The sequence below is a fragment of the Methylomonas sp. MED-D genome (assembly GCF_050276835.1).
Taxonomy (GTDB): domain Bacteria; phylum Pseudomonadota; class Gammaproteobacteria; order Methylococcales; family Methylomonadaceae; genus Methylomonas; species Methylomonas koyamae_A.
Genome location: NZ_CP189965.1, coordinates 2347056 through 2364622 on the forward strand (window position 1 = coordinate 2347056; position 17567 = coordinate 2364622).

Sequence of the window (17567 nt, forward strand, 5' to 3'; positions counted from 1 at the left end):
AGATGAGTATTAGAACCCGATTTGCACCGAGTCCGACCGGTTACCTGCACGTGGGCGGCGCCCGAACCGCGCTGTTTTCCTGGTTGTACGCCCGCAAGCATGGGGGCAAGTTTATCTTGCGGATCGAAGACACCGATTTGGAGCGCTCCAGCCAGGAATCGGTCAATGCGATTCTGGAAGGCATGACCTGGCTGGGACTGGAATACGACGAGGGGCCGTTTTACCAAACCCATCGCTTCGATCGCTACAAGGAAGTCATTCAACAATTGCTCGATCAGGGCGATGCCTATTATTGCTATTGCAGCCGTGAAGAACTGGATGCGTTGCGAGAGCAACAAATGGCGGATAAGGAAAAGCCGCGCTACAACGGCAAATGTCGGGATAGCGCCGATCAGCCGGAACGGGAAAGAGTGGTGCGGTTTCGCAATCCGGATCACGGCGACGTGGTGATCGAAGATTTGGTCAAGGGCCGGATTGTGGTTGCCAATAAGGAGCTGGATGACTTAATCGTCGCCCGTTCCGACGGCACGCCGACCTACAATCTGACCGTCGTCGTCGACGACATGGATATGGGCGTGACTCATGTGATTCGCGGCGACGACCACGTCAACAACACCCCCCGGCAAATCAATATTCTAAAGGCGCTTGACGCAACCTTGCCGGTCTACGCGCACGTACCGATGATCTTGGGTTCCGACGGCGCGCGCTTGTCGAAACGTCACGGCGCGGTTAGCGTGATGCAATACCGCAACGACGGTTATCTGCCGGAAGCCTTGCTGAATTATCTGGTACGGCTAGGCTGGTCGCACGGCGATCAGGAGTTGTTTTCGATCGACGAGATGATTGCCTTGTTCGAGCTGGAGAAGGTCAATGTCTCCGCGTCGACCTTCAATACCGACAAGCTAATCTGGTTGAACCACCAGTACATCATGAGCAGCGACCCGGCCCATGTCGCTCGGCATCTGGCTTGGCACATGGGCGAGCGGGGTATCGATCCGGTAACCGGCCCGGCCTTGATCGACGTCGTCAAGTTGCAACGGGAGCGTTGCAAGACGTTGGTGCAGATGGCCGATGAGAGTCTGTATTTTTATCGGGACTTCGATAGTTACGACGACAAGGCTGTCAAAAAGAACTTCAAGCCCGGCGTCGAGGACGTGTTACAGGCGGTGTGGTCCGGTTTCGACGCCTTGGCGGATTGGTCGGCCGAGCCCTTGCATCAAGTGGTGCTGGATACCGCCGAAAAGTTGCAACTGAATCTCGGCAAGGTCGCGCAACCTTTGCGCGTCGCGGTTTGCGGCGGCGCGGTGTCGCCGGCCATCGATGCGACGCTGGCCTTGCTGGGCCGCGAAAAAACCCTGGATCGGATTGCGCGCGCGATCAAATTTATCGAAGATCACGAAAATTGATAGACAGAGATTTTTAAGTCTGTATAATAGTCGGAATCAGCTACGGGGCCATAGCTCAGCTGGGAGAGCGCTTGCATGGCATGCAAGAGGTCAGGAGTTCGATCCTCCTTGGCTCCACCAATAGTTGATTTCGTCTTAGTCCCCATCGTCTAGTGGCCTAGGACACCGCCCTTTCACGGCGGTAACCGGGGTTCGAACCCCCGTGGGGACGCCAACGCACTCGGTGTGTTGTTCGAAAAGCAATTCTAAAATCCGCAGTAAAAATGTTCTTGGTCCCCATCGTCTAGTGGCCTAGGACACCGCCCTTTCACGGCGGTAACCGGGGTTCGAACCCCCGTGGGGACGCCACTTCTTGCAAACCTCGCTGGTACGCGCGAGAACGGTCTAAACCCGGTTCCGGGCTGAGTTGTCGCGAGCGACCACCCCATTCGCTATTTGCTCGTGCGTTTCTACAAACACCCCTCCCAGAAATTCCGGTAACCGATAGACGCTAGCTGGCGGATGTGTGGCGACCGGTTCGGTGTGGGGCCTAGGGATTCAGCGCGGATTGGAGCAGTGACACTAGGGGTCTTGGGAGCTAGGCGTTTCCAGTTTGGATAAGCCTAACTGCGGTACCGCCCATTCCGATCCTGCTACCGATAAGTGCCCGCCGTCTTTGTAAATCGACGTGCCGTCCGCCAACCGCGTTCGACAGTATCCATCCTCGCATAAAATATCGTCGAAGCGCAGTAAACTACTCCGACTGCGTTGTTGGACTTCGGTCAAGCTGTCGATAATGCCGCGCTGATAGACTTGGTGTTCTTCGAAGCGAAAATTGCAGTCGTGACGGCCAAGCACCAGCAAGCCGCTTTGCTTGTGTCGCCAACATTCGCCGACATCGAACCCAGGTCTGGGGGGCGGGGCGATCAATACCGGTATTTTGCCGCTAGCGGTCAGTCTGGCGAGTGTGGCCAACATTTGTTCTACCGCGAGCGCGCGGTTGCCGACGATTTTTTTGCCTTGATAAAATTGCGTCAGTTCGCCTTCGTCGAAATAGCCGGAGTAGGGCGAACTCATGATCACGTAACGGATCGACGGACTGGATTCGATAAAGCGGATGGCTTTTTCATTGAAAGCCAGACAGCGTTCGGCCCAAGTTTCATCGTAATTTTTGTCCAGCGAAGCCAGACCCAGGATTGGCGCGCAGGCTGCCATCGTAATTTGGATCATCGATTCGGCGATCGGTTTTTCGTTTTGCAAGCCGGGTATCAAATGCATCGTGTAACTATCGCCCCACAGCGCGTAGACCGGTTGCGCGGCGGAGCTGCATTGTTCCGGGTGCTCGAACACCAAACTGCCCGCGGAGCAAGCCTGCTTTAAGCCCCAATTCGGCGTCCTCGAGGTAGGTTTGGCGGCGGAGCCATTCCATGACCTGAGTAAATCGGCGGATAGCGGTGTTATAACCACCAACAGCGACGCGGCGGCCAGCCATTTAAAGGTCTTATTTCGATTGACTTGCCAGCCGTAGCGGAAGCGCTGTTCCACGTATTCGAATTGTAGATAAGCCAGCACCAGTGCGGCGAGCAACAGCAGGTATTTGACGTATAACGGGACGGCGTCGAGATAGGCGGTTCTGGCCAATGCAAATAGCGGCCAATGTACCAGATAGAGCGAATACGACCAGTCGCCCAGTTTTTCGACGGCGCGGGTCAGTAAATTTTGTGCTAGCCAGTCGCTATTGCCGGCGATCAGCACGGCCGTGGCCATCACCACTAGCAGCGCATCAATGCGGGGATGGGCGCTATCGATAGGCGCGGCGCATAAATAGCCAATCAGCAGCAAGGCCGGTAGTTTGACACGCTTGGTAACGTTTAAGGCAGGGGCTTTCAACATGCGCCAAGCCAGCAACGATCCGGTCAGCATCTCCCAAGCGCGGGTGGGTAGGAAAAAAAAGGCGGCAGTCGGCGAGTCGAGTTCGGGCAAGCGCCAATAACTCAGCCTAAAACTGACGAAAATCAAGCACAGGCTCAGACTGAGCAAGGTCGCGACTGCCAGTGCCGGAAAACGCCAGCGGGGCCTGATCAAATAAAGCATCAGTGGAATGCACAAGTAATATTGTTCTTCGACCGACAACGACCAGGTATGCAGTAGCGGCTTACTTTCCGCCGCGGTTTCGAAATAACCGGACTGAAACGGCAATACGATATTGGCGGTAAAGGTGACGGTCCCGATCAGTTGCTTAACGAAGTCGTCCCACTGTTCAGCGCTCAGCACCGTCGCGCCGAGCAGGCTGGTAAAAATCAACGTGCAATAGGCGGCGGGCAACAGCCTTTTGGCGCGTCTGGCATAAAAGCGCAGGAAGGAAAATCGGTCGGCGGCCAGGTCCCGCAGGATAATCGACGTGATTAAATAGCCGGAAATCACGAAAAACACGTCCACGCCCAGATAGCCGCCGCTGAGCGGAACGACTTCCGAGTGGAAAATCAGCACGGCGAGGATCGCGATGCCGCGCAAAAACTGTATGTCGGGACGCACGGACGTGGTTTTCATGGCCGGCAAAGCTGGAGCAATGATTATAGGAATCCTGGGATTGGCTTACTCAGGCGTCTTGACGTTTCCTCCGTGCAAGCCGCATTCTTTCTTGGTGGCTTCTTCCCACCACCAGCGGCCGGCGCGTTCATGCTGATTGGGCAAAACCGGCCGGGTACAGGGCTCGCATCCGATACTGATATAGCCGTGTTGGTGCAAGTCGTTGAACGGCACCTGATAAGCCTCGATGTAATCCCAAACCTGTGCCGACGACCAATTCAGCAGCGGATTGAATTTGATTAGCTGCTTACCAGGTCCGGAAAAGCCGGCGTCCAGTTGCACTTCCGGAATATAGCCGCGCGTGTCCACGCTTTGATCCTTGCGTTGGCCGGTGATCCAGGCATCCAAGCTAGCCAACTTGCGTTTCAACGGTTCGACCTTGCGGATGCCGCAGCATTGTTGGTGGCCCTCATCGTAAAAACTGAACAAGCCTTTTTCCTTGACGAAGGCTTCCAGACTGACGTAATCGGGGCTGAGAATCTCGATCGCGATGCCGTAATGCTTGCGTACCCGGTCGATAAAGCGGTAAGTCTCGGGATGCAGCCGGCCGGTATCCAGCGAAAACACCTGTATGTCTTTTCTGATTTGCAGGGCCAGATCGATCAATACCACATCCTCGGCACCGCTGAATGAAATGGCGATATTGTCGAAATGGGCCAGCGCGGTTTTCAGGATGGTGCGGGGATTCTTGCCTTGTAGTTCGGATTCAGCGGTAGTAAGGTCGAATGCGGTCATCGGTTCAGCTCTGGGCGAAATAACGGGATAAATATTCGTCGAAGTCCAACGTGTCCGAGGCTTCGATGTCGCGTTGTTTTTGTAGCGAAGCGGCGGCCATCGCCTCGAATTGTTGCTGGGTCGCATCGTCCAGCGGTTCGGCATTGAAATAATGCTTGTGCAGCGCCGATGTATTGCTGGCGAAACAGCCGAATTCCTGGCCGTTCTCGCGCATGCAGGCCAGGATGCGCGCCGACGGCGTCAAGGCCGGATTGTCCACCACCGCCAGTTGCTGTTGCAAGGCCAATTGATAGGGTCTATCCAGGCTGCCTCGGTCCAGCACCGCGCAGATTGCTTGCATCGCGTAGAGAATATCGTGGGCCCATTGTTGCAAGGTCAGGGTTTGGCCGTTGCGGCTCAGCTCCAGTCCGGGGCGGCGGCCTTGATTGGCTACCAACAACTGGTTGCTATTGTTGACCTGAAACTCGTCCGGGCATTGCGGCGGGCTGTCTTGGAGCAGACAGTACAGCAAAAACGCTTCCACGAAGCGGGCGGTGCTTTCGTCGATGCCGATCGGATTCAGCAGATTCAAATCCAGCGAGCGCATTTCCACGTAAAGCACCCCGCGTCGCTTCAGCGCCAGCGTCGGTTTTTCGCCGGATTGGGCGATTTGCTTGGGCCGCATCGTGCTGTAAAACTCGTTCTCGATTTGCAGGATGTTGGCGTTTAGTTGTTGATACTCGCCGTCGACCTTGACGCCGATTTTTTCGTAATCCGGGTAGGGGGTGCTGATCGCGGCCGTCAAACTGTCGACGTAACCGTCCAGCGAGTTGTAGTCGATTTTCAAGCCCGCCTGGTTTTTGCTCTTGTAGCCGATGTCGCTCATTCGCAGCGAGGTGGCGTAGGGATGAAATAGCGTGTGTTCGTCGAATTCCTTGAATTGCTCCATCAACTGCGGGCGGCTTTTAAAGAAGCTTTTGCAGATGGCCGGCGATGCGCCGAACAAGTATAAAATCAGCCAGCCCTGGCGGTGGAAATTGCGGATCAGCCCGAAGTAGGCCTTGGAAATAAACTCTTCCAACGTGGCGCCGTTGCCGGCGTAGCTATATAAGGCCGGCCACAGGGCTTCCGGAACCGAATAATTGAAATGAATGCCGGCGATGGCTTGCATCGTGCGGCCGTAACGGTGCCATAAACCCTTGCGGTATACGTGCTTCATCTTGCCGATATTGGAGCGGCCGTATTCGGCGATCGGGATACTCAAGTCGCCGTCGATACCGCAGGGCATGCTGGTGGCCAGCAACATCTCGTCGCCCAGATGCGGGTAGACGAACTGGTGCAACTGGTGCATGTAATGCAAGGTTTGCTTGATGTCGGAGAACGGCGGCGTGATGAATTCCAGCAGCGCTTCCGAATAATCGGTGGTCAGGTAAGGGTGGGTCAGCGCCGAACCCAAGGCCCGCGGATGCGGGGTTTGGGCAATCACACCGTGTTCGGTAATGCGCAGGCTTTCCTTCTCTATGCCTTTCAGCCCCTGTTTTAGTAGATATTGTTGATCGTTGTCGATCAGGTACTTCAGGCGGTCGGGTAACTCGCAATAGGTGATGTTCATCGAATCAGTGATTAAGCGCCGAGGCGTCTCCAAGAAGCCCGGCATTATATAGGGGGAGGGGGATTTGTTGAAATCGGTCGACCGTTCGGCGCGAATTGCTGTTTGGGATCGGAGGCGCGAGCCGGGCGGCCGCCGGCGCCAACTATGTTTTAATATGGCGATGCTTTCGTTCCGATCTATCCATTTCTAATATCGATTCATGACCGCCAATCCCGCCTTGGACGTCCTGCGCAACGTGTTCGGCTATGCCAGTTTTCGCGGCCCGCAGCAGGCCATCATCGATAGCGTCGTCGCCGGGCAAGATGCGTTGGTGCTGATGCCGACCGGCGGCGGCAAGTCGCTGTGTTACCAGGTGCCGGCCTTGGTCAGGGACGGCGTCGGCATCGTCATTTCGCCGCTGATCGCGTTGATGCAGGATCAAGTCAGCGCCTTGCACCAGCTCGGCGTGCGCGCGGCGTATTTGAATTCGACGCTGGATTTGGAACAGGTTCGCGCCACCGAGCAGGCCTTGCTGAACGGCGAACTGGATTTGCTCTACATCGCCCCGGAACGGTTATCCAATGCCCGAACTCAGGCCTTGTTCGGCCGCTGCCGGATTGCGTTGTTCGCGATCGACGAAGCGCATTGCGTCTCTCAATGGGGCCACGATTTTCGCGCCGATTACCTGCTGCTGTCGGTGTTGCACCAACAATTTCCGCAAGTGCCGCGCATCGCGCTGACCGCCACCGCCGACGAGCGCACCCGCCAGGAAATCATCGTCCGCTTGGGCTTGGAGCAGGCGCGGGTTTTCGTCAGCGGCTTCGACCGGCCCAATATTCGCTACCGCATCGTTCAAAAAGACAATGCCCGCCAGCAACTGTTGAACTTCATCCGCACCGAGCATCCCGGCGATACCGGCATCGTTTATTGCTTGTCGCGCAAAAAAGTCGAGGAAACCGCCGACTGGCTGAATCAGAAAGGTTTGCGGGCGCTGCCCTATCATGCCGGCATGGACCATGCTCTGCGCCAAAAAAACCAGCATCAGTTTTTGATGGAGGATGGCCTGATTATCGTCGCGACCATCGCTTTCGGCATGGGCATAGACAAACCCAACGTGCGCTTTGTCGCTCATCTGGACTTGCCTAAAAGCGTCGAAGCCTACTATCAGGAAACCGGTCGGGCCGGCCGCGACGGCTTACCGGCCAACGCCTGGATGGCTTACGGCTTGCAAGACGTGTTGACGTTACGGCAAATGCTGGCGTCGTCGAATGCCGACGAGGCGCATAAGCGGGTCGAGTACCACAAACTGGATGCGATGTTGGCGTTATGCGAGATGGTCGGCTGCCGGCGCCAGGCGCTGCTGGCCTACTTCGGCGATGTACAGGGATGTACAAGTGTCGTGGAAGGCACGACGCCGGGAGCGACCGACGGTCCTAAGTACTATTGCGGAAACTGTGATACTTGCCTGGAACCGGTGGCGACCTGGGACGGCAGCGTGGCCGCCCAGCAGGCCCTGTCTTGCATTTACCGCACCGGCCAACGCTTCGGCGCGACTTATTTGATCGACGTATTGCTGGGCAAGAGCGACGAGAGGATTCGCAGCAACGGCCACGACCGGCAATCGACCTTCGGTATCGGCAAGGCGCTGGACGAAAAAACTTGGCGTTCGGTGTTTCGCCAGTTGGTCGCCAAGTCCTTGGTCGAAGTCGATTTCGAAGGTCACGGCAGCCTGAAACTAACCGATGCTTGCCGGCCGGTATTGCGCGGCGAACAAACCTTGATGCTGCGCAAGGATGCGCAAACCGCGAAGGTTGGCCGCGATCGCGTTGAAAAGCGCCAACCCGGCGGCGCGGCCGACAGCGCGCTGTGGGAAGCCTTGCGCGCCAAGCGCCGCGAATTGGCCGATGCCCAGGACGTGCCACCCTACATCATTTTCAACGACGCCACCTTGATGGCGATGGTGGAAAACCGGCCGCGCGATCACCAGCAGTTGGCGCGCATCTCCGGCGTCGGTCAGCGCAAATTGGCATTGTACGGCGACGATTTCCTGGCCGTGTTGGCCGAGTTCGACGACCGTCCGGCAGGCGACACCGTTGGGGAAAGTTTGGCCTTGTTCCGCTTGGGCTACAGCGTCGAGCAGGTGGCCGGCCAGCGCGGTCTGACGGCGGAAACCGTTTACAGCCACATGGCTAAGGCCCTGGAAGCGGGGCTCGTCGCGCTGGACGAAGTATTGAGTTTGGGTTCGGCCGAAATCGCCGAAATCGAGCAAGCGATATTGGCTCTGCCGGAGGCGCAACGCAACGCGCTAAAACCGGTTTACGAACAATTGGGTGGGGCTTACGGCTACGGCGTGCTGCGCTGCGTGCGGGCAGCCTTGCAGCGTCAGACGGCGTGAGGCCTGGAATCGAAGCGGTATTCGGTTTTCAGGCAGTGGTCCAGCCACTTTTCCAGGAAGTAATTCAAGCGCCATTTGTAATTCTGGATTTCCAGTAATCGGCCCGGATTGGGGAACACCTGATCGACGGCCGGCCGTTCATGATCGCGGATCGCTTCGGCCAGTTTGGCGTCCAGATAAATGCGGATTTTGACCGCCGGTACCATCAGCTCGCTCAAATGGGTACCGAAGCAATGGCTGAGTTCTATCGTCAAGGTATAGGGATTGCGCTCCAACACTTCCAGATGCAGGGCCGGCTTGTTGCCGGTGATGCCGACCGCGGTCTTATCGAAGGCGCTCAGATTGGGAATCAGCCGGAACAATTTCTGGTAGTTGGATTCGCACAGCTTTTCCAGGCACAGCGAGGTATTGACCGGATGCACCAAGCTCATGTCAGTCTTCCCGGTAGCAGGCGCAGGCGCTGGATGTTTCCCACAGTACCACCTGATCGACGTCGAAGCCGCGTTGCTTGACGTATTGGTAAATCATTTTACTCAGCACTTCGGCGGTCGGATGCTCGTCCAGCGCTAGAAATTGCTCGTTGTGGGCGGTCAGGGCCGGAATCAGCGGATCGTCCTTGTGTAACAGAAAATTGTGGTCCAGCACGTCGTCGATAAAGGTTTCCACGCAGGCCTTGACGTCGGAAAAGTCGCAGACCATGGCTTGTTCGTTCAACTGGGCGGCGCGGATCGAGATACTGGCCTTGACGCTGTGGCCGTGCAGGTTGCGGCACTTGCCCGGATGGTTCATCAGCCGGTGGCCGTAGCAAAAATAAACTTCTTTGGTGATGACGAACATAGATTTGAGTTTACATCCCTGTCGGGGCGAGGGTGTCAGTTGCCCTTGATGCTTTTGATCGAGGCGGCGATTTCATAGCTGGCATCGGCTTGCCGAACGCTACGCACCACCTCGATGAAGGCCGTCATCGGCGGGGTGATCGAGGTTTTCGGGATAATGCTGACTTCCATCGCCGCGCCGATGTCGAAGGACCGTTCCGCGATAAACGACACGCCGGCTCCGCTCAAGGTCAAGCAACGGCCCACCTTGATCTCATCGGAATCCGCCGCCCGGTAAGTGATGTCACAGTCCACATCCATCCGGATGTAATCGCGTTTTTCGTCATGAGTCAGCATGGGCCCTCCGCGTGGTTCCAGCAGTGATAGTAAATAAACCGGATTGAGTGTACATAAAAACGGGCGATTCTGCTTGGCAAATAGCCCTGAGTTCGCGGCCGCGCCCGGCCTTTTTGTCCGGCTTGTGACGGCTCCGACAACCCGGCTAGTAACGGCTTGCCCCGCGTTTTGCGCCTGACGCGGCGGGGCGATTTGTGTAAAATCCCGCCACTTTTCTCGACAGTCTTTAGGCATACGCATGAGCAAATCCATCGTTCTGACCGGCATCACCACCACCGGCACGCCGCATCTGGGCAATTACGCCGGGGCGATTCGGCCGGCCATCCAGGCCAGCAAGGACGAGCAAGTCCGGCCGTTTTATTTTTTGGCCGACTATCACGCGCTGATCAAATGCAGCGAGCCGGCCAGGGTCAAGCAATCCAGCCTGGAAATCGCCGCCACCTGGCTGGCGCTGGGCTTGGATACCGCCAACGCGGTGTTCTACCGCCAATCGGACGTGCCGGAAATCCTGGAACTGACCTGGATGCTGACTTGCGTGACCGCCAAGGGTTTGATGAATCGAGCGCATGCCTATAAAGCCGCCGTCGCCGAAAACGAAGAAACCGAGGGCAACGATCCGGACAAAGGCATCACGATGGGCTTGTTCAGCTACCCGATCCTGATGGCGGCCGACATCTTGATGTTCAACGCCAACAAGGTGCCGGTCGGCAAGGATCAAATCCAGCACATCGAAATGGCCCGCGACATCGCCAGCCGCTTTAATCATATCTACGGCGAGCACTTCGCGTTGCCGGAAGCGGTATTGGACGACAACGCCGCCACCTTGCTGGGCCTGGACGGCCGCAAGATGAGCAAGAGCTACAACAACACGATACCGCTGTTCGAGCCGGAAAAGAAACTGCGCAAGCTGATCAACAAGATCAAGACCAATTCGCTGGAGCCGGGCGAACCCAAGGATACCGAAGGCTGCACGCTGTTCGGTATTTATCAGGCCTTCGCCAATCATCACGAAGTCGAGGCGATACGCCAGCGCTACGCCGAAGGCATAGGCTGGGGCGAAATGAAGCAAGTGCTGTTCGAAAAAATCAACGACGAAATCGCCCCGGCCCGCGAGCGCTACGAAGCCTTGCTGGAAGCGCCCGAGCATATCGAACAGCAATTGCGGGAAGGCGCCGAAAAAGCCAGAGCCATCAGTCGGCCGTTTATCGAACGCTTGCGCGAAGCGGTGGGGATTTCCCGGTTGCACGGCTAAGCGCGGCGTCGGCGGTGGCGGGTTAACGGACACCGGCGCCGATGTCGTTCATCGCGCTCTATATCGCCAAAGCTTTGTTGTTGCCGCCGTTGGGCTTGCTGTTGGCGGCGATCCTGGCGCTGGCCGGCAAACGTAAATCGGGAGGACGCGTGGCGCTGATTTGTCTGATCTTGCTGTTGCTGTTGAGCTTGCCTGCGGTCGTCAACCGGCTGGCGCTGGCTTGGGAACGCTTTCCGCCGTTGGCACGGGATGCTTACGCGCAAGTTCAACCCCAAGCCCTGGTAGTGATCGGCGGCGGCTTGCTGTACGGCGAAAGCGAATACCCCGACGGCGTGACCCTGCATCCGCGCAGCCTGATTCGGGCGCGGTACGCCGCCAAATTGGCGCTGGCCTTGAATCTGCCGGTGTTGGCCTCCGGCGGCGGCAGTCCGGAAGCGCCGGAGATCAGCGAAGCCGGCTTGATGGCGGAGATGCTGGAAAGCGAATACGGCGTCCCACAACCCTGGCGGGAAACCGCCAGCCGCAACACCGCCGAAAATGCCCGCTTCAGTTACGCGCTTTTGCACGAACTCGGCATCGACCGCATCGTGCTGGTGACTCAGGCCTACCACATGCCGCGCGCCGAGCTGGAGTTTCGCAAGGCCGGGTTTAGGGTTGTACCGGCGCCGACCGCCTTCATCGGCCGCGAAGGTCCGTTGACCTGGGCCGATTGGCTGCCGTCGGTTTCGGCGTGGTCGAATGTGTTCTTGCTGGCCCACGAAGCGGTTGGCATGTTCTGGTACCGTTTACGGTACTGATTCGAATCCCGCCAACCGGGCGCGGGTCGGCCGATTCGTTATAATGGCCCTTGCTTCGTTCCCCGTTTCCGTCATGCTCAAATCCCAGTCTCCGTCGGACTTGCGACGTTCCGCCGACGCGCCCGCGCTGCCCACCGGCTTGTTTCGTTTCGTATTGTTTTGTCTGCGGCCGTATCGTTGGTTACTGTTGCTGATGTTGATCCTGGAAACCGGCCAAGCCGCCGGCGGTATCCTGGTGCCTTACGCGGTGAAGGCCTTGATGGATGCGGTGGCCGCCGCGCCACCGGGCGGCGATTGGTGGGCGGTGTTCCGCGACCCCTTGATTCTACTGGCGGCGCTGAATGTCGGCGAAATCGTTTCCAGCCGGGCCAGCGGCGCGGTGCTGATTCTGATCGGTCCGCGTTTGCGCCAGAACACCACCCGGATGTTGTTCGCCTATCTGCAATGCCACGCGCCGCGCTACTTCGCCAACCACTTCGCCGGCGGCCTGGCGCACCGGATCAGCGAAACCGCGATCAGCGTCAATCACACCACTTGGTCCGTCATCTGCGATTTCTGGCCGATCGGCGTGACCTTCGCGGTATCGATCGGCCTGTTGCTCAACGCCCATCAAGGCTTGGGCGGCTACGTCGCCGGCTGGGTCGGCGTGTACGTGCTGATTTCCTATTGGCTGGCGACCCGTTGCCAGCCTTACGCGCAAAACTACGCGGCCACCCGCAGCCTGGTCAACGGCAAGATCGTCGATGCCGTGACCAATATCCTCAACGCCAAGTTGTTCGCCCGCCTCGGCGCCGAGCGCGAATACCTGGACGGCTATCTGGATACCGAATTGAAAACCGCCCGCCGCACCTTCTGGTACATGGAGCGGGTGCGCTGGTTTCAATTCACCGCCGCCGCGATCCTGAAGATCGGCACGATCGCCTATGCCTTGCAGTTGTGGCGGGACGGCGCGATCGGCGTCGGCGACTTCGCGATGGCGACCGGTTTGGCCTTGCTGATCATCAACGACGCCCGCAACCTGAGCCGGCGCTTTCTGGAGTTCTTCGAATACGTCGGCAACGTCGCCAACGGCGTCGAGACCATTGTGCAAAGCCACGAAATCGTCGATGCGCCGGACGCGCAAGCCTTGCAAGTCAGCCAGGGACGGATCGAGTTTCGCCAGGTCTGTTTCGGGTACGAGCCCGAGCGCCGCGTGTTCGATCGGCTTAACGTCACGATAGAACCCGGTCAGCGGGTTGGGCTGGTCGGCTTCTCCGGCTCCGGTAAATCGACGTTCGTCAACCTGATTTTGCGCAACTTCGAGCCGCAATCCGGCCAAATCCTGATCGACGGCCAGGACATAGGCGCGGTGACCCAGGCCTCCTTGCACAGCCAGGTCAGCTTGATCCCGCAAGACCCCAGCCTGTTCCACCGCAGCCTGCGCGAGAATATCGGCTACGGCCAGCCGGGCGCCGACAGCGCAGCCATCGCCGCCGCCGCCCGCCTGGCCCACGCCGATGGCTTCATCGACGCGATGCCGGAAGGCTACGAATCGTTGGTCGGCGAGCGCGGCGTCAAACTCTCCGGCGGCCAGCGTCAACGCATCGCCATCGCCCGCGTCATGCTCAAGGACGCGCCGATTCTGATCCTGGACGAAGCCACCTCCAGCCTGGACTCGGTCACCGAAAAAACCATCCAGGAAAACCTGGAGCGGGTGATGGGCCAGAAAACCGTCATCGCCATCGCCCACCGTCTTTCCACGATCGCCCATCTGGACCGCATCCTGGTGTTCGACCAAGGCCGCATCGTCGAAGACGGCAGCCATCAGGAATTGCTGGACCGGCAAGGCTTTTACCACCGCTTGTGGACGATGCAAGCCGGCGGGTTTTTGCCGGAGGACGTGGTTTAGTTGATTCAAATACAAAGTCCAGAAGGGTAGGCAATGCTGTTCTGCTCACCAGTTCAGCGAAGTAACGTTAACCCCGCGTGGGCACAAAAAAGCGTGCCAACAAGTCTTGGTGTCCGACCAAGGCCGCATCGTCGAAGACGGTAGCCCTGTAGGGTAGGCACGGTCTTTGTGCCCACGTGGAATTCTTCCTGCCCCATCAATTGAAAAAATGTCTCGCTTGATGGGCGCGGAAAATCGGCCCGACGGCGCCAACTTTTTGGTCCACCGCGTGTGATTTTCGACGGTTGGCGCCAACGGCCGGATGGTTGGCGCGTTCCGGTGAGCCGTTGGCGCCAACGGCTGAATTTTCATCGTTCCCACGCTCCGCGTGGGAATGCAGCCCCGGACGCTCGGGCGTTTTTATGAATCAAGGTAAAGCATGGGAAGAAGCCGTTATCTCATCACCGAAGCCGACAAACCCCATTTCATGACTTGCACCGTCGTGGAATGGCTGGCCGTGTTTACCCGCCCGGAAACCGTGCAAATCGTCCTCGACAGTTGGCAATACCGACGCCAACACACAGATTTAAAACTCTACGGTTACGTGGTTTATCATCGTTCCCACGCTCCGCGTGGGAATGCAGCCCCGGACGCTCGGACGTCTTTATGAATCAAGGTAAAGCGTGGGAAGAAGCCGTTATCTTATCACCGAAGCCGACAAACCCCATTTCATGACTTGCACCGTCGTGGAATGGCTGGCCGTGTTTACCCGCCCGGAAACCGTGCAAATCGTCCTCGACAGTTGGCAATACCAACGCCAACAAACAGGTTTAAAACTCTACGGCTACGTGATTTTGGAAAACCATCTGCACTTTATCGCCCAAGCCCCAGAACTCGACAAATGCGTTGCCAGCTTCAAAGCTTATACCGCCCGCCGGATCATCGACCACCTCCAGCAACAACAAGCCGAGCGCCTGCTGCAACGCCTGCATTTTGCCAAAGTCGCACATAAACGGGATCGCGAATACCAGTTCTGGCAAGAGGGCGTACATGCCGAAATGATTTTGAACGAAGCGATGATGCGGCAGAAGCTGGACTACATCCACGCTAACCCGGTCAAGCGCGGTTATGTCAACGTACCGCAGCATTGGCGTTATTCCAGTGCCGCCAACTATGAAGGCTTGGCGGGGGTGATGGAGATAGACGTTTGGTGATGGACGCTGGAGCGTCCGAAGCTGCGTTCCCACGCGGAGCGTGGGAACGATTAAAAATATTTGATACAGTACATCATCAGAATTGATGTCGAGAAAACACCATGAGAACCACCGTAACCATTGACGACACCTTGTATCAAAAAGCCCTGGAAATGGCCGATCCGGACATGGACAAGGCCGAAATCTTCCGGGAAGCGATGAAAACCTTCGTGCGGATTCAGGCCGCCAAACGCTTGGCCGCCTTGGGCGGGAGCCTACCGGAGATGGCCGATATTCCCCGAGAACGCGGCCAAACCGAACCGTCTGCATGATATTGGTCGATACCTCGGTTTGGGTTGATCATTTCAAAAATCGCAACGAAGACCTGGTGCGTTTGCTTGTTTCCGATTCGGCGTTGATTCACCCGCTGATCGTTGCCGAATTGGCTTGCGGTACGCCGCCCGCGCCGAGAACCCAAACCCTGAACAACCTGCGTCAGCTAAGGTATTGCAATCAAGCTGGTTTGCAGGAAGTGGAAGACTTTATCGAACGTGAAGCGCTATATGGCTTGAGTTGCGGGCTAATCGATTTGCAGTTGCTAGCCTCGGTTTTGATCACGCCCGGCGCCAAGCTGTGGACGTTGGACAAGCGGTTGGCGAAACTTGCCGAGCGGTTTGGTGTGGCTTATCAGGCTTCGCCGACTACGAATTGATTTACATGTTCCGTGCGGTTCGTTACCTCACCGCACGCCACGAGCTACGGCTACGTGGTTTTGGAAAACCATCTGCACTTTATCGCCCAAGCCCCGGAACTCGATAAATGCGTTGCCGGCTTCAAAGCTTATACCGCCCGCCGGATCATCGACCACCTCCAGCAACAACAAGCCGAGCGCCTGCTGCAACGCCTGCATTTTGCCAAAGCCGTACATAAACGGGATCGCGAATACCAGTTCTGGCAAGAGGGCGTACATGCCGAAATGATTTTGAACGAAGCAATGATGCGGCAGAAGCTGGACTACATCCACGCCAACCCGGTCAAGCGGTTATGTCAACTTACCGCAGCATTGGCGTTATTCCAGTGCCGCCAACTATCAAGGCTCGGCGGGGTTGATGGAGATCGATGTTTCAAATTATTTATCAGATTTATTTTCTTGATGAAATTCATACCAAGAACAGGTTCTGAACACAGCCATGGTTGCTGCTAGCATGGCTGTTATCGAATACAGAAACGTTAAGTAGCCAACACCATTGCCAAAACAAATGATCCAAAAAAAATACGGCGGAAGATCGGCATGGAAGTCAAAAGACTTCGCTACGATAGCGGACAACAACGCAATAAACTGAACAATAATGAAATGGACAAATGAAGCGCATAAGCTCATATATGGCGTCACATTCCCATCCTCATCTTTTTCAGCAAGGACAGCTCTAAATTTTTCATCGCCAAAACCTAAAAACATCGCAAATCCACCAAGGGAGAAGCCAAGCAGGTTTGGAAGCACAGATATGCTTTGCTCCCACCATTTTTCATTTATCCAAAAATGATTGGTTAAGATCAGCAGCAATAGAGCAAGATGTAAATAGGGCGACTTTATTAGCAATGAAAAGCCGCCATATGAAGCCCAATACCGCTTAAAAATATTAAACGTGCCAGAATACATGATTATACAAAAGTGAATTGTATGTTTTTCATTCTAACATAGAGATAAGTTCTCAATATTTTCTTTTCCAAAATTTATCGCTATGCAATTCTTCGGCTTTATCCTTCAAAGCGCTGTAAGCAGTTTGAGTTTCTTTACTGTATGGTACCCTTATTTTTAAGGGAGACTCTTTTGTGGCCAAAATTACGGGCTTTTCGTGAACATCTCGGCCTTTAGCCTCAACATATCCGTTGGATGCAGCGACGTTAACCAGTATTTTCGTTTCGTTGTCTGGTTCAATAGTGGAGTGCTTGGTTGCAACTAAAGATACATGCATCTTTTTTGCATTTTGCGTCCTTAGTCTCTCTAACAATCTCTTTTCATCTTCTTCATGATCGTCTGGATTTGGCCTTACCAACTCAATATCTAGCTTGTCCAGCCGGTGTAATTTAAATATTTCTTCAACTTTGTTACGGTCTGGTTCTATCGTAACCTCTACAACTCCATATTCGAGCTCAATGTCTATATTGCAAAAAAAATTTTCAAATATTTTTTTTGCAACGTTAACGCCAATCGATGACTCATCGGTTCTGATAGATATATATAAGCGATGGTCGTGTGGAAAGAAAATAAATGGAAATCGTTTTAAGTGAGGTTTTAAGTGTTCAGGAATAATTATTTCATCCAAATCATTTTTTTCAGCTTCTTTATTGCTATTTAAGTTCAACCAAGGCTCATTGGTATCTAACTCGATAAATTTAAATACTTCTCCGTAGTAACATACTTCATCGCTTTCCGGTAACTGATAAAGTCTGCCGAGTATGGCTGATCGATCCCCGTGAGCATGCGCTTTTACTTTTTTTCTGTAAATTTCATTAAATAGTGACGCATACCTTTCGGAATGATGTGGATCATGCAAGGCAATATTCAAAACGCTTAATTCTATGCTGGCTTCTCTTGGCATGTTTTTCCT

Annotated in this window: 18 protein-coding genes and 3 tRNA genes; 12 read left to right on the top strand and 9 right to left on the bottom strand. The window is 55.8% G+C overall.

The annotated features are described in order from the left end of the window. Window positions 1-2 precede the first annotated feature (2 nt). The 4 genes from gltX (at window position 3) to ACQE3E_RS10385 (ending at window position 1754) form a co-directional block, all read left to right on the top strand. Complete coding sequence (gene gltX, locus ACQE3E_RS10370) at window positions 3-1406, top strand: glutamate--tRNA ligase (RefSeq protein WP_313728099.1); 1404 nt, start codon at window positions 3-5, stop codon at window positions 1404-1406. 44 nt (window positions 1407-1450) lie between these two features. Continuing rightward, window positions 1451-1526, top strand: a tRNA-Ala gene (locus ACQE3E_RS10375). Between the two features lie 18 nt (window positions 1527-1544). Further along, window positions 1545-1620: transfer RNA gene (locus ACQE3E_RS10380), tRNA-Glu, on the top strand. Window positions 1621-1678: 58 nt separating this feature from the next. Further along, a tRNA-Glu gene (locus ACQE3E_RS10385) sits at window positions 1679-1754 on the top strand. 213 nt (window positions 1755-1967) lie between these two features. Here the strand turns inward: ACQE3E_RS10385 and ACQE3E_RS10390 are convergent. From ACQE3E_RS10390 to gshA, 3 genes are read right to left on the bottom strand one after another with little or no spacing between them, the layout of a single operon-like run. Beyond that, window positions 1968-3935, bottom strand: coding sequence for an acyltransferase family protein (locus ACQE3E_RS10390; RefSeq protein ID WP_313728098.1), 1968 nt, complete (start codon window positions 3933-3935; stop codon window positions 1968-1970). 45 nt (window positions 3936-3980) lie between these two features. Beyond that, window positions 3981-4709, bottom strand: a complete 729-nt coding sequence (locus tag ACQE3E_RS10395; RefSeq protein ID WP_313728097.1) for a phosphoadenylyl-sulfate reductase — start codon at window positions 4707-4709, stop codon at window positions 3981-3983. Window positions 4710-4713: 4 nt separating this feature from the next. Continuing rightward, complete coding sequence (gshA, locus tag ACQE3E_RS10400) at window positions 4714-6300, bottom strand: glutamate--cysteine ligase (RefSeq protein ID WP_313728096.1); 1587 nt, start codon at window positions 6298-6300, stop codon at window positions 4714-4716. 199 nt (window positions 6301-6499) lie between these two features. Between gshA and recQ the strand changes: the two genes are divergently transcribed. Continuing rightward, a complete protein-coding gene (gene recQ, locus ACQE3E_RS10405) occupies window positions 6500-8674 on the top strand; it encodes a DNA helicase RecQ (protein WP_313728095.1) in 2175 nt (724 codons plus the stop codon). Here recQ and ACQE3E_RS10410 read toward each other — a convergent pair. From ACQE3E_RS10410 to ACQE3E_RS10420, 3 genes are read right to left on the bottom strand one after another with little or no spacing between them, the layout of a single operon-like run. After that, complete coding sequence (locus tag ACQE3E_RS10410; protein ID WP_071160660.1) at window positions 8662-9105, bottom strand: DUF1249 domain-containing protein; 444 nt, start codon at window positions 9103-9105, stop codon at window positions 8662-8664. The two genes, recQ and ACQE3E_RS10410, sit on opposite strands and share 13 nt — an antisense overlap. A 1-nt stretch (window position 9106) precedes the next feature. Then, window positions 9107-9511, bottom strand: coding sequence for a 6-pyruvoyl trahydropterin synthase family protein (locus ACQE3E_RS10415; protein ID WP_064024828.1), 405 nt, complete (start codon window positions 9509-9511; stop codon window positions 9107-9109). Between the two features lie 35 nt (window positions 9512-9546). Beyond that, a complete protein-coding gene (locus ACQE3E_RS10420; protein ID WP_064024826.1) occupies window positions 9547-9846 on the bottom strand; it encodes a PilZ domain-containing protein in 300 nt (99 codons plus the stop codon). Window positions 9847-10084: 238 nt separating this feature from the next. Here ACQE3E_RS10420 and ACQE3E_RS10425 point away from each other — a divergent pair, with 238 nt between their 5' ends. From ACQE3E_RS10425 to ACQE3E_RS10455, 7 genes are all read left to right on the top strand, one after another. Continuing rightward, the gene (locus ACQE3E_RS10425; RefSeq protein ID WP_313728093.1) at window positions 10085-11098 is read left to right on the top strand and encodes a tryptophan--tRNA ligase; all 1014 of its coding nucleotides are present in this window, start codon (window positions 10085-10087) and stop codon (window positions 11096-11098) included. A 41-nt stretch (window positions 11099-11139) separates the two neighbouring features. Then, window positions 11140-11895 carry a YdcF family protein gene (locus ACQE3E_RS10430; protein WP_313728092.1) on the top strand — a complete coding sequence of 252 codons (756 nt, stop codon included), beginning with the start codon at window positions 11140-11142 and terminating at the stop codon, window positions 11893-11895. A 73-nt stretch (window positions 11896-11968) separates the two neighbouring features. Then, complete coding sequence (locus tag ACQE3E_RS10435) at window positions 11969-13783, top strand: ABC transporter ATP-binding protein (RefSeq protein WP_427501603.1); 1815 nt, start codon at window positions 11969-11971, stop codon at window positions 13781-13783. Window positions 13784-14201: 418 nt separating this feature from the next. Beyond that, entirely contained in the window at window positions 14202-14432 is a 231-nt protein-coding gene (locus ACQE3E_RS10440) for a hypothetical protein (protein ID WP_313728090.1), read from the top strand. A gap of 13 nt (window positions 14433-14445) precedes the next feature. Continuing rightward, window positions 14446-14976 carry an REP-associated tyrosine transposase gene (locus ACQE3E_RS10445; RefSeq protein ID WP_313728089.1) on the top strand — a complete coding sequence of 177 codons (531 nt, stop codon included), beginning with the start codon at window positions 14446-14448 and terminating at the stop codon, window positions 14974-14976. Window positions 14977-15077: 101 nt separating this feature from the next. Beyond that, window positions 15078-15287 carry a type II toxin-antitoxin system VapB family antitoxin gene (locus ACQE3E_RS10450; RefSeq protein ID WP_427501604.1) on the top strand — a complete coding sequence of 70 codons (210 nt, stop codon included), beginning with the start codon at window positions 15078-15080 and terminating at the stop codon, window positions 15285-15287. After that, the gene (locus ACQE3E_RS10455; protein ID WP_427501605.1) at window positions 15284-15667 is read left to right on the top strand and encodes a type II toxin-antitoxin system VapC family toxin; all 384 of its coding nucleotides are present in this window, start codon (window positions 15284-15286) and stop codon (window positions 15665-15667) included. Before ACQE3E_RS10450 ends, ACQE3E_RS10455 begins: the two co-directional genes overlap by 4 nt. Window positions 15668-15694: 27 nt before the next feature. Here ACQE3E_RS10455 and ACQE3E_RS10460 read toward each other — a convergent pair whose 3' ends face one another. From ACQE3E_RS10460 to ACQE3E_RS10470, 3 genes are all read right to left on the bottom strand, one after another. Then, window positions 15695-15979 carry a hypothetical protein gene (locus tag ACQE3E_RS10460; RefSeq protein ID WP_427501606.1) on the bottom strand — a complete coding sequence of 95 codons (285 nt, stop codon included), beginning with the start codon at window positions 15977-15979 and terminating at the stop codon, window positions 15695-15697. Between the two features lie 105 nt (window positions 15980-16084). Beyond that, the gene (locus ACQE3E_RS10465; protein ID WP_071160651.1) at window positions 16085-16615 is read right to left on the bottom strand and encodes a hypothetical protein; all 531 of its coding nucleotides are present in this window, start codon (window positions 16613-16615) and stop codon (window positions 16085-16087) included. A 52-nt stretch (window positions 16616-16667) separates the two neighbouring features. Further along, a complete protein-coding gene (locus ACQE3E_RS10470; RefSeq protein WP_427501607.1) occupies window positions 16668-17558 on the bottom strand; it encodes a DUF4747 family protein in 891 nt (296 codons plus the stop codon). Window positions 17559-17567 lie beyond the last annotated feature (9 nt).